11 protein-coding genes are annotated in these 11,778 nt (G+C 52.1%); all 11 read left to right on the top strand.

Going from position 1 to position 11,778, the window contains the following annotated elements:
• Positions 1 to 4: 4 nt before the first annotated feature.
• The 11 genes from spoIIID to GI364_RS23120 all read left to right on the top strand — a co-directional run bounded on the left by spoIIID (position 5) and on the right by GI364_RS23120 (position 11,705).
• Positions 5 to 307 carry a sporulation transcriptional regulator SpoIIID gene (gene spoIIID, locus GI364_RS23170; protein ID WP_198851523.1) on the top strand — a complete coding sequence of 101 codons (303 nt, stop codon included), beginning with the start codon at positions 5 to 7 and terminating at the stop codon, positions 305 to 307.
• A gap of 95 nt (positions 308 to 402) precedes the next feature.
• Complete coding sequence (locus GI364_RS23165) at positions 403 to 1,425, top strand: rod shape-determining protein (protein WP_198851522.1); 1,023 nt, start codon at positions 403 to 405, stop codon at positions 1,423 to 1,425.
• Positions 1,426 to 1,545: 120 nt separating this feature from the next.
• Positions 1,546 to 2,760 carry a flagellar basal body rod C-terminal domain-containing protein gene (locus GI364_RS23160; protein ID WP_198851521.1) on the top strand — a complete coding sequence of 405 codons (1,215 nt, stop codon included), beginning with the start codon at positions 1,546 to 1,548 and terminating at the stop codon, positions 2,758 to 2,760.
• Between the two features lie 17 nt (positions 2,761 to 2,777).
• Positions 2,778 to 3,617 (top strand): flagellar hook-basal body protein, encoded by an 840-nt coding sequence (locus GI364_RS23155; RefSeq protein WP_198851520.1) that lies wholly within the window; start codon positions 2,778 to 2,780, stop codon positions 3,615 to 3,617.
• 190 nt (positions 3,618 to 3,807) lie between these two features.
• Positions 3,808 to 4,347, top strand: coding sequence for a CDP-alcohol phosphatidyltransferase family protein (locus GI364_RS23150; RefSeq protein ID WP_198851519.1), 540 nt, complete (start codon positions 3,808 to 3,810; stop codon positions 4,345 to 4,347).
• A gap of 249 nt (positions 4,348 to 4,596) precedes the next feature.
• Positions 4,597 to 5,118 (top strand): 3-hydroxyacyl-ACP dehydratase FabZ, encoded by a 522-nt coding sequence (gene fabZ, locus GI364_RS23145; protein WP_198851518.1) that lies wholly within the window; start codon positions 4,597 to 4,599, stop codon positions 5,116 to 5,118.
• Between the two features lie 2,600 nt (positions 5,119 to 7,718).
• The gene (locus GI364_RS23140; protein ID WP_198851517.1) at positions 7,719 to 7,961 is read left to right on the top strand and encodes a hypothetical protein; all 243 of its coding nucleotides are present in this window, start codon (positions 7,719 to 7,721) and stop codon (positions 7,959 to 7,961) included.
• Positions 7,958 to 8,653 carry a cytochrome b N-terminal domain-containing protein gene (locus GI364_RS23135; protein WP_198851516.1) on the top strand — a complete coding sequence of 232 codons (696 nt, stop codon included), beginning with the start codon at positions 7,958 to 7,960 and terminating at the stop codon, positions 8,651 to 8,653. The genes GI364_RS23140 and GI364_RS23135 overlap by 4 nt, the downstream gene beginning before the upstream one ends.
• Positions 8,654 to 8,655: 2 nt before the next feature.
• Positions 8,656 to 9,726 (top strand): hypothetical protein, encoded by a 1,071-nt coding sequence (locus tag GI364_RS23130; protein ID WP_198851515.1) that lies wholly within the window; start codon positions 8,656 to 8,658, stop codon positions 9,724 to 9,726.
• Entirely contained in the window at positions 9,723 to 9,944 is a 222-nt protein-coding gene (locus GI364_RS23125; protein ID WP_198851514.1) for a hypothetical protein, read from the top strand. The genes GI364_RS23130 and GI364_RS23125 overlap by 4 nt, the downstream gene beginning before the upstream one ends.
• A 111-nt stretch (positions 9,945 to 10,055) precedes the next feature.
• Positions 10,056 to 11,705, top strand: a complete 1,650-nt coding sequence (locus GI364_RS23120) for a C40 family peptidase (protein ID WP_233095927.1) — start codon at positions 10,056 to 10,058, stop codon at positions 11,703 to 11,705.
• The last annotated feature ends 73 nt before the right edge of the window (positions 11,706 to 11,778 follow it).

The raw sequence follows: 11,778 nt of genomic DNA, 5'->3' as shown, positions 1-11,778 counted from the left end.
GGGAGTGCATGACTACATCAAGGAGCGTACACTGAAAATCGGTGAGTACATTGTGGAAACCCGCAACACTGTCCGCACAATAGCCCGTGAATTTGGCGTATCCAAGAGTACCGTACACAAAGACTTGACGGAACGGTTGCCGGATATTAACCCGGACTTGGCAGAGCGAGTAAAAACTATTCTGGATTACCACAAGTCCATTCGTCACCTGCGAGGTGGAGAAGCCACGAAGCTGAAATACAACAAGGATCCAGAAGAATCTACAAAAAACTACGGGCTTGAGAAAGGAGTTTCGAGCGGACTGTAGAACTATTTCCTATTCGTATCCATTTCTACTTCAAGACGACACCGTACCAGGGGATACGCTCAGATGCACGCTCAGTTGGGGAGGACTCGCCGCAAATGTTTTCTAGAGAGATTGGCATTGATTTAGGTACAGCCAACGTACTTGTTCATGTTAAGGGACGGGGTATTGTACTTGATGAACCAGCAGTAGTCGCTATCGATCAAATTTCTAAACAGGTTGTCGCCGTTGGAGAAGAAGCACGTCGTATGCTAGGCCGGACGCCTGGGAATATTGTTGCAATTCGGCCGCTCCGCGAAGGTGTCATTGCGGATTTTGAAGTTACGGAGATTATGCTTCGTCACTTTATTCGCAAGACCATTGGACGTACCTTAATGGCACGTCCCCAGCTCATGATTTGTGTGCCTGCCGGTATCACATCGGTTGAGCAAAAGGCGGTACGGGAAGCGGCCGAAGCTTGCGGGGCAAGACATGTAGATTTAATTGAGGAACCAAAAGCTGCTGCCATTGGCGCCGGCTTGGATATCTTCGAGCCAAGTGGAAGTATGGTTGTGGATATCGGCGGAGGAACCACTGATATCGCCGTCTTGTCTCTCGGCGATGTTGTGACCTCCGATTCTCTTCGTGTTGCTGGGGACAAGCTGGACGAAGCTATCGTCAGCTACATCCGAAAGCAGTACAACTTATTGATTGGAGAACGAACCGCAGAAGAATTGAAGATGGAAATTGCGACTGTATTCCCAGACAGCCGAACAGGAAAGCAGGACGTACGCGGCCGTGATATGATGACTGGTCTGCCAAAGACCGTGCCCATCGAAGCTGACGAGATGCGCATTGCGTTGGAAGAACCAATTAGTTCAATCATTGCAGCTACGAAGTCCGTTCTTGAAAAGACGCCTCCAGAACTGGCGGCCGATATTTTTGACAAAGGCGTCATCCTCACTGGCGGCGGAGCACTCGTAGACGGTTTGGACAAGCTGATGATGCAGGAACTGCAGATTCCTGTCCATGTTGCAGAAGATCCCATGCACTGTGTCGTAGAAGGTACCGGGATGTACCTGGAGAGCCCGTATCGCAGGCGAGCTGCCAAAAACCAAAAGGCTGCCCGAGGCTACAGGTAGACGAAGATACAGGAACAGCGAAGGCCGCAGCCGACATACGCCACATCTAGACACAGATAAGCGGTCCTTTGCCCGGCGATCAGACACATGGGCAAACTGAAGGAAGAATGAGGTGAAGGTATGCTTCGCGGACTCACAAGTTCCGCGTCCGGCATGTTGGCGGACGAACGAATGCAGCAGCTTCTGACCAATAATCTGGCAAATGCTCAGACACCGGGGTTTAAGGCTTCCAACGGAGCCCTATTGTCTTTTCCTCAGGAACTCATTCGGATGATGGGTTACACTCACGAGAACTTCAATACAGGCACTCCGATTGGAAGTATCTCTTCTGGCGTTGATTTTCAGGAAGGCGTCCCGAATTTTGCGGAAGGTCCGGTACAAAGCACGGGCCGTGCTCTAGACGCAGCCATTGTGGACAAGGCCAGACCGGGAACCTTTGCTGATGTGACAGGGCCCAATAACCAGGTTCAAGCTGTAAACGGCACGATTTCAGCTGCACCTGGTGGTCGTCTTCAAATTGCAGGACAGCCATTGGCGGTACTGAACAGCAACGGGAAACCGGTACAAGGGATGTATGCTGTGAAGAACCCTGCGTACAAAGGGACAGCCCTGACTGCTGCTGACGGTAAGCCAGACTATGACAAGGCAGGTCATCCATCCTATCTGTTCGCAAATGCCGCCGGAAAGATTGTCGGGACACCCGCAAATGCTGCCTACAGTGGTTGGGCCGTCCGAGTTGGGACAAGCAATAACATGGGGGACCACAGCTTCTACGCAGTTGCGTATTCTTCAAATCAAGGGCCAAAAGGCATAGCGCTAACCAGGGACGGCCACTTCCAAGTAAACAGTCAGCATCAACTGACAGACACAGCGGGACATCCCATTCTTCCTGTAGGTCCTAATGGCAGGCCCATAGCGAACGGCAGAATTGTCATGAATCCCAACTACAGCGGAAAGACACTGTTTAATTCACAGGGCGGGCCAGTGACGGATGCGAATGGACAACCTTCATATCAGGTGCTCAACACGAACGGAACACCTGTACAGGGGCACCTGGGACTGGTGGATGCGAACGTCAACACTCTGAAGCCCTTGGGGGCTACAGAGTTTCAAGTGGGTAACTCGCTCAATGCAACGACTGTGCTGCCCCAGTTGGCCGCAGGGACTGGAAGCATCCAACCCGGAAGTCTTGAACAAAGCGGCGTCAACCCCACCCAAGTGATGACACAGATGATCCAACTGGTCAATCAGGACACGGCCAACCAGAAGATGATTCAGGCAGAAGACCAGATGTTAAATGAAGCTGTTTCGCAAATCGGCAAGGTCAAGCTGTAGCACAAAGGAGGATTTGCATGCAAGCCATATGGTCTAGTCTATCTGCACTCAACGCCAGCAATGAATGGATGAGTCGGATTGGGAATAATATTGCCAATCAGAGTACGCCTGGGTATGCGAGTCAAACGGGATCGTTCGCAGATACCTTGACATCAGCCGTATCCGGAAATGCGACGGCACCAAGCGTTGCAAGCCGGTACACGCCCCAAGGCTGGAACGGCGGGACGGGCGTGATGGCCACGTCAACAGGCAACAACTTTTCTCAAATGTCCCTGAAGCAAACCGGAAATCCAACAGACCTGGCGATTCAAGGTTCTGCATTCTTTCAGGTTGCGGGTCACAACGGTCAAACAGAATATACAAAGGCTGGAAACTTCATCTGGAGTCGCCAACCAAGCGGCCGCTATGCCTTAAGTACCACGGACGGGAAACCAGTCCTCGACACGCAGGGACAGGCGATTCTTCAGCCTGCGGCACCGGGATCAACGATGAACGTGTCTTCTGATGGGCAGGTTACATTTACGACGGGGAACGGTCAGACGGTTGGGGGACCCAAAATTGCATTAGTGCATATTGCAAACCCAGGACAGTCGCTCAGTTCAGCCGGCAACAACACCTATACTGCAAGCGCAGGAGCGTCGCCGCGGCTGGTGAATGGACAGGCTCTCGGGAACGGTGCGAACGGACAGCTTGCGGCGGGTCAATCTCGGATCAAGCAGGGATCACTGGCAATGAGCAACGTAAACCTGACAACAGCCATGGTGAATATGTTGCAGGCCCAGCACATGTTTGACCTAAACAGTAAAGCTGTAGGTTTTAGCAGCCAAATGATGCAGATAGCAGCCACAATTCGGTAATGTTGTAGTATTTCGGATGATTTTACCAGCTGTGGTTGACGGCGAGCAAGGGGTCGCGCATGATATACTTATACCACTCGTAGCCTGGGTGTGCCGGATGGTCCGGCCGGATCGCGAAAGGTACAAGAGGTTGCGCCTATTCTCGACTAGGCGGTATAATCTCCATGGCAGAGTGAGGGGGCTGGGGAGAGTGAATCTTCCAAATACGCTAACCCTGTTTCGCTTTATACTAATTCCGCTTTACTTGTGGGCATTCTACGGTGTGTCCAGCGAGCACAAGGTAGGCGCACTGCTTATCCTGTTGCTTGCAGGCCTAACAGATATTTTGGATGGATACATTGCGCGGCGCACGGGTACTGTCACACAAACGGGACAACTCTTTGATCCGCTCGTGGACAAACTCATGATGGTAGCCGTGCTATTTTCATTGATTCAGTCCAACCGTGTCTCTTGGATTATCGCCGGATTGCTTTTGCTGCGGGATGCGTCCATGATTGTAGGGGCCACATTTTTCTATTTTCAAGGCAAGAGGGCGGTACCTAAAGCGAATCGTTGGGGAAAAATTACAACGGTCTTATACTATATGAGCATATGTGCAGTCATTTTGGCGTGGCCTAGTGCCACCGTTGCTGTCTGGCTGCTGATTATCACCCTTATCTTCTCCTACTTCGCAATGTTTGTGTACTTGACGAACATGCAAATTATTGATGTGCGGAGAAGAGTTTTGTAGAGCACTGTGACTGCATTTTTACTGTTTGAACCAATCGGTGTTGTAGCTGCCTGCGATGACTTTCACCTGGTGACAGGAAACCCGAACCGCTCTCGCCGGGTGGTGAAAGATTCTGCCAGACAGCCCAACACCTATCCTAACCCCGTCTTACCGCCGGCGCGCGAGGAGTAGTCGTATTGTGCGACGGAACGCTTAGAGTTATGTCGGTATCATTTGCTAAGCGAATTGCCTATGCAAAGGAGTTTTTTTATGTCTGAAGGTAAATTCACGTCCGAAGACACAGCAGAAAGTACATATCAGGGCGCCGAGCAGGCAGTGGAACCCACGCCCGAACCACAAATTCAGTTGCCCCTTTACGCTGAAGACCTCCGGAAGATCTTGCCCCACCGGTACCCGTTTTTCCTGGTCGATCGCGTCACCGATCTGACCCCAGGCAAACACGCCGCCGGCTACAAACTTGTGACAGCCAATGAACCCCATTTCACCGGTCACTTTCCAGAATACAATTTGATGCCCGGAGTCCTCATAACGGAAGCAATGGCACAACTGGGCGGCATTGCCGTACTCACCCTGCCCAAGATGAAGAACAAGATGCCAATGTTGGCCGGTCTTGACAGCATTCGTTTTCGCGGGCAGGTCCGCCCAGGGGACAAGCTTGATATGGAAGTAACCATCGACAGGTTGCGCGGAACCATGGGCCGCGGTCACGGCATTGCAAAAGTGAACGATGAAGTGGTGTGCGAAGGAAGCATCGTCTTCGCGTTAGGCTGACTTGAGCGGATGCGGGCCAGGGTGGGCGCGGGGATGCGGCTGGCAGGCCGCGGGGATGCGGTTGGGGTGGCTGCAGGCTGGGGTGGATGAGGACCGGCGAATGCGGCTGGCAGGCCAGCCTGCGAATAGAGATCCCTGAAGCGCTTATTTGCGACTATGGCCTCAAATCAACGTGAATAAGCGCTTCCCAAGTGCTTAATGTGCAAATTTGGCTGCAAAAGAGCCGTTTTGACGCAAATAAGCTCATTTCGGGAGCTTATTTAATGCCGTGCCTCGTGCCCTGCAGAAATAAGCTCGTCTGGGATCCTTATTTCGTCCCCGTGTGCCGTGTGCCTTACCCCGCCGCGGCCAGCCCCTATTTGCGCACCCGAATCCCTTTAAATCGGCACCGTTCGAGGCCGTTAGGTCGCGGTCTCCGAGTAAGACAAATGAAGAACCATAGAAGGAAGCTAAACGGGGTGACCCGTTTATCCACTACCTAAAACGAAGTCGAAGGACCCGGAGGATGCAGGCCGGGGGTTTGGGCAGGCAGGCCTGCGAATAGAGATCCCTGAAGCGCTTATTTGCGACTATGGCCTCAAATCAACGCAAATAAGCGCTTCCCAAGTGCTTAATCTCCCAATTTGGCTGCAAAAGAGCCGTTTTGACGCAAATAAGCTCATTTCGGGAGCTTATTCAATGCCGCGCATCGTGCCCTGCAGAAATAAGCTCGTCTGGGATCCTTATTTCGCCCCCCGTGCGCCGTGTGCCTTACCCCGCCGCGGCCAGCCCCTATTTGCGCACCCGAATCCCTTTAAATCGGCACCGTTCGAGGCGGTTAGGTCGCGGTCTCCGAGTAAGACAAATGAAGAACCATAGAAGGAAGATAAACGGGGTGACCCGTTTATCCACTACCTAAACCGAAGTTGAAGGGCCCGGAGGATGCGGGCCCGGGGTTTGGGCAGGCAGGCTTGCGAATAGAGATCCCTGAAGCGCTTATTTGCGAGTATGGCCTCAAATCAACGCAAATAAGCGCTTCCCAAGTGCTTAATCTCCAAATTTCGCTGCAAACAGGCTGTTTTGGTGCAAATAAGCTCATTTCGGGAGCTTATTTAATGCCGCGCCTCGTGCCCTGTGGAAATAAGCTCGTCTGGGATCCTTATTTCGCCCCGGTGCCCCGCTGTGCCGCGCACCCGAATCCCCTTAAACCGGCACCGTTCGAGGCCGTTAGGTCGCGGTCTCCGAGTAAGACAAAATGAAGAACCATAGAAGGAAGATAAACGGGGTGACCCGTTTATCCACTACCTAAAACGAAGTCGAAGGACCCGGAGGATGCAGGCTGGGGGTTTCGGCAGGCAGGCTTGCGAATAGAGATCCCTGAAGCGCTTATTTGCAACTATGGCCTCAAATCAACGCAAATAAGCGCTTCCCAAGTGCTTAATCTGCAAATTTGGCTGCAAAAGAGCCGTTTTGACTCAAATAAGCTCATTTCGGGAGCTTATTTAATGCCGTGCCTCGTGCCCTGTGGAAATAAGCTCGTCTGGGATCCTTATTTCGCCCCCCGTGCCCCGTGTGCCCGCGCCCCGAATCCCCTTAAACCGGCACCATTCGAGGCGGTTAGGTCGCGGTCTTCGAGTAGACAAATGAAGAACCATAGAAGGAAGATAAACGGGGTGACCCGTTTATCCACTACCTAAAACGAAGTCGAAGGACCCGGAGGATGCGGGCTGGGGGTTTTGGGCAGGCAGGCCTGCGAATAGAGATCCCTGAAGCGCTTATTTGCAACTATGGCCTCAAATCGACGTGAATAAGCCCTTCCCAAGTGCTTAATCTCCCAATTTGGCTGCGAAAGAGCCATTTTGACGCAAATAAGCTCATTTCGGGAGCTTATTTAATGCCGCGCATCGTGCCCTGCAGAAATAAGCTCGTCTGGGATCCTTATTTCGCCCCCGTGCCCCGTTTGCCCGCGCCCCCCCTATTTCAGCCTTTCAGCCTTTGAGCCTTTGAGCCTTTGAGCCCTCCAGCCCTCTCCAGTCACATCCATAAAGTCACACACATGGTAAAAATACAAATGTGACAAAAAAGGGACTCTTGAAATATTTCGTGCAACTTATTATTATCATAAATGTAAACAGATCCTTGTGGTACCACATTAAGCACCTTTTTCCCACCTGCGGACGAAAGCCGGTTTCAACGTAAGCGAGTCTGGAAGGAGGCAAGCTTGTACCACCGAGTAGCGGACATCTGGTATCGGATAAGTCCGAATATTCGTTGGGGTACAGTCTATTTGTGTCCCTTCTTTTGCCCCTTGTTCCTTGTTCCTTGTTCCGGACGTCTCTGAGTTTGTGTCGCTACGTCTCGGTTTGTCACAGCTCAAACAGAGTCGTCTTGGGTAGTCCGGGCTATGGTGTGAATTTTCTTTAGTCCTTTCAGCTACCTGCTTATTTCTCAAAATCTGCAGAAAATAGCCGCGACCTACATCTTCCGAACAAGGGATCAATGTGTACTGCAAGTGTGCATTGTGCTCTACGCAGAACGTATGCAGAAGGGGGCCAATGCTGCACGGATGACCGGCAACAGGGCAGCCTTGCTCGTAACTACATTCAGAGAGGAGTCTTCATTTGAAACATCAGCTTGTACCTCCAATCCATGCAGGTCCTGCATGGCAGTATCACTTCCTTAACCTGTCTGTCGCAGACATGATTGTTGTTGGCCTTATGATTGTGGTCTTTGCCCTCGCTATACTTCTCCCGTTTCCTGGGCATAAGGAGCAAATAACAGAGGTGTCGGATGAACAGCCGGGTCATGGCGATAGGGCCTCCGTATCCAGCGATGATAAGCCCAACGGAGGTGGTCTTTCATGAGTTCCGACAAACAGAGCAAGAACTGGACTCGCGGGATGCGGGATTGGCTCATCCGGACCATTCCTATGGAAAATCTCCTGCCTGATACCCTTCCAACCTACGTTCACTCGTACGTATACTTGTTTGGGATTTTAACCTTGGCATCCTTTTTGTGGCTCATTATAACGGGCACCGTGCTGGCCATATTTGGACCGGATTGGTGGCATGTTTCGTCCGTTGGACACTTCTTTAACAGTATGCATTTTTGGTCTGTACAGGCCTTCTTTTTCTTTATGGTGCTGCATCTGTGGGCCCAGTTTTTGATGGCCTCTTGGCGCGGGGGAAGGCATTGGACCTGGATAGGCGGATGGGTTCTGTTTCTCGTCTCTATCGTGGCCGGGCTGACGGGATACCTTTCACAGAACAACTTTGACTCACAGTGGATTGGTCTGCAAGGGAAGGACGCCATTAACTCGACTGGTCTTGGCGGATTTTTTAACCTGCTTAACTTTGGCCAGATGTACAGTCTGCACATCTTTGTGATTCCGATGGTGCTTGTGGTTTTACTTATGGGGCACCTCTTCCTCGTACGGAAACATGGAGTGGTTGAGCCTTTTGAAGATGAGCACGATCCCGCTCTGCACGACGAAGCAAGCGTAAACCAGTCATCAGCGAACCCTGATGCAAGTGTTTCGCAGAGAGGGGGTGAGTAAAGGTGGCGACTTCTAATCAAGGCACCTCGGGTCAAGGCACCTCGGGTCAAGGCAGTTCGGCCCACAGCCTTGCAGCAAATGTGCGGGGATACAACAGAAATCATCGCTTTCCGCAACAGTCGTACGATCTCGTCAAAGAAATGTTCATCGCCCTCGGCATCATCGGCGCCTTGGTGTTGGTGCTGGCTGCTGTATTTTCTACGCCGGATGTACCGGCCTTGTCTGCCAAGCAGGTAGTGAAGCAGAATCCGAAGCTGTTGGTTCAGACTGCGTTGCAGGACCTGACGAAGACTGACGCTATCAGTACCTATGGGCCGCCTTACAGCCACACTAAAGGGGCTGCCCAAAAGCTTGGTTTCCTCTCACCTCAACGCTGGGTTGGAGTGACGCTGCCGGTGAATTCTGAGCAGACGAATGTAATTCAACCGCTTGAGAAAATCACCAATGTTGATCCGGCCCTCAAGGCTAGTCTGGCACAGTGGAACAGCGCAACACCCAGCCAGCAGGCTGCCTGGGTAAAGCATGTTCAATCTGGTTTGAAGCACGGGAGCGTGAACAGTAATAAGTTGGTGTTGCCAGCGGCATCGGCGGGGTATGGGCCGGTACCGAAACTGATGGACGCTTACCTTGGCCTTGGGAACAGTGGGCTACTGGAAGCGGCAATCGACGGCGAGAGCGGTCCCATGCCGTTGATTAACCGAATGGACTCCTTGCTGTTGTTGCAGGATGTTCCCGATGCGAATTACGCTGACAAATTGAACATGACCGGTGATGAATGGGGCGTCATTAAAGAAACAGGGAACTACCCGGGTGCAGTGTGGCTCTGGTACTACACACTTTTGTACCAAGTTCCTCCCTTTTCTTCATCAGATTCCGCCGACTTGTGGGTTGTTCTTGCTACGTTCCTTGTAACACTAATTTTGATGCTCATTCCGTTTATTCCGGGGCTGCGTTCCATACCGCGAGGACTGAAAATCTACCGTCTGATTTGGCGGGACTACTACCGTGACTTACGTCGCCGTAATGGTCACTCGGATCCGAATAACAGTGCTGGCAAGGGGACGAAAATATGAACCGGAACCGGGGGATTCCACCGCTCTGGTTCGCAGCACTTGTCAGTGTGGTTGGAATCATTGGGATGAGGCTTTTGTACGGAGCATTTACAAAAGGATGGGTGGTTATGGGGCTCATCGGAGCTGTCCTGCTCACTGCTGCAGTCATTGTGGTAGGAACACCTCTCGCTTATGCTCAGTACGTTCGCCGGGAAGCCAAAAACAAGCGGCGTAAATAGTTGCTGCTAAGAGACAGATGAAACACTGGGGAGTTGGTCAACAAGGCCAACTCCCTATACATATTCGCTGCCAGGTTGGAGACCCTCATAAACAACAAGGAGGGAGCCGAATTGGCGCGAAACCATCAAGTATGTAAAGAGATCAACCGCCCTTTATCAGGCGATGGCTCCAAGGGTTCGCAGACACTGTCCGGAATCAATGCACGGCGGCCTGTTCTGCGTACAATGCGTAAAAGTGGTGTCGTGGTTGCCGTTGTCCTGGCGGGTACTATGACACTGGCTGGGTGCGGTCAAACAGCTACCTATGTCCACAATACCACGCAGTCGCAAAGTGCTGCGGCCACACATGTTCAGCGCATTGTTTCCCACAGCTACAACCCAAGTACACAGACGGTGTACATCACTGTGCGCAGGGTTAAGGATATATCTGGGAGAAATGAAAATTCCAAAACCGGGACAGGCACAGTAGAAGACCTGATTGACACGAACAGTGACGCAGCCATTTCCAACTTCGCCACAGCAATGTATCCCACGGAGACAGTGCGGTTTGTACACATAACCTTTGCTGGCGGAGGCAAAGGCGGTTCCGTAGGGGCCCTCGCTAGCGAGGCAAAGGCGTCCGTCGGAGTTTTTGCAGGAGCTGTCGGAACTGCAGGAGTTGCCGGAACTGCAGGAGCTGTCGGAACTGCAGGAGTGGCAGCCGCCGCAACAGGCAGCCAAACGGGCAGCAATCAGTATGTGGAGACGAACCACGGCTGGGTCAGCTACCACTCTGCTCCACGTTTAAACAGTCCCGTTCTTGGCAAACTGCATCTGGGTGACAAGGCTCCATTGGTGCAAAAGGCTGATAAATGGTGGTATGAAATTCGGTGGCACAACCGCAATGTGTACATTACGACTGACTCCAAGTACACACATGTGGCTACCATTGGTGGAACCAAGGGGAGCGCGGCAACTGGAGGTACAGCAGCTACAGCGGCTACAAATTCGACACAGCAGTACGTCGAGGCAAACCATGGTTGGGTGAGCTATCACTCACAGGCAAAACTGAACAGTCCTGTGTTGGGACGGCTTCAATTGGGAGACAAGGCACCGCTGATTAAGAAGGTCAACAAATGGTGGTATGAGATACGCTGGCATGGACGCAATGTCTATATCACGACCGACTCTAAGTACACGCATGTGGTTACTTCAGGTACGGGCCAAGGAACACAAACGGGGACAACAGGGACATCCAAGACGGTTTCAGTCCCTAAGAGCATACAGCAGCCTGTTCCGGCGACGCCGCCTCAGACAACGGGATCGGCTAGAATTCAACTGCCGCCTCCGGGCGTTCAGTGGGACCCGTCGATTACTCCGAAAGCTGGACGGAATGCGAGCATCCAAGCGAAAACAAATGCTGTGCTGTCTGTGGCGCAAAGCAAACTGGGGACAAAATACATCTGGGGTCACAATGAAGACCGGGGCCAATACGGATTTGACTGCAGCAACTACACGGAATACGTGTATCACCATGCGCTTGGATACAAGTTCACAACGTCAAGCCGCGGGCAGTATCGGTATGTTGGGAAGACGGTGCCGCAATCAGCCATGAAACCAGGCGATTTGCTGATTTTTGAGAAAGGCAAACACGTCGGTATTTATGCTGGCAACAACCGCATGATTCAGGAAGGCGGAGGCCTTGGTAAGTGCGGTTACTTGGGTCTGGGTGCAAACAGTTACTGGGCGAAACACATGACTGCAGTGCGCCGGATGTACTAAAGACACCATCAAATTCAAATTGCCCAATTCAAGTCAAAAGCCTATTCCGGAACCCTTTCCCCTCCATATGGTG

Source organism: Alicyclobacillus sp. SO9, from assembly GCF_016406125.1.
Taxonomy (GTDB): domain Bacteria; phylum Bacillota; class Bacilli; order Alicyclobacillales; family Alicyclobacillaceae; genus SO9.
The sequence above is the reverse complement of the archived record's forward strand: the minus strand, read 5'-3'. Positions and strand labels throughout refer to the sequence as shown.

Bases quoted from the DNA above. Each gene is read 5' to 3' on its own strand.
- GI364_RS23135 (WP_198851516.1), top strand. From the start codon at position 7,958: ATGAGTTCCGACAAACAGAGCAAGAACTGGACTCGCGGGATGCGGGAT.
- GI364_RS23165 (WP_198851522.1), top strand. From the start codon at position 403: ATGTTTTCTAGAGAGATTGGCATTGATTTAGGTACAGCCAACGTACTT.
- GI364_RS23155 (WP_198851520.1), top strand. From the start codon at position 2,778: ATGCAAGCCATATGGTCTAGTCTATCTGCACTCAACGCCAGCAATGAA.
- GI364_RS23160 (WP_198851521.1), top strand. From the start codon at position 1,546: ATGCTTCGCGGACTCACAAGTTCCGCGTCCGGCATGTTGGCGGACGAA.
- GI364_RS23125 (WP_198851514.1), top strand. From the start codon at position 9,723: ATGAACCGGAACCGGGGGATTCCACCGCTCTGGTTCGCAGCACTTGTC.
- fabZ (WP_198851518.1), top strand. From the start codon at position 4,597: ATGTCTGAAGGTAAATTCACGTCCGAAGACACAGCAGAAAGTACATAT.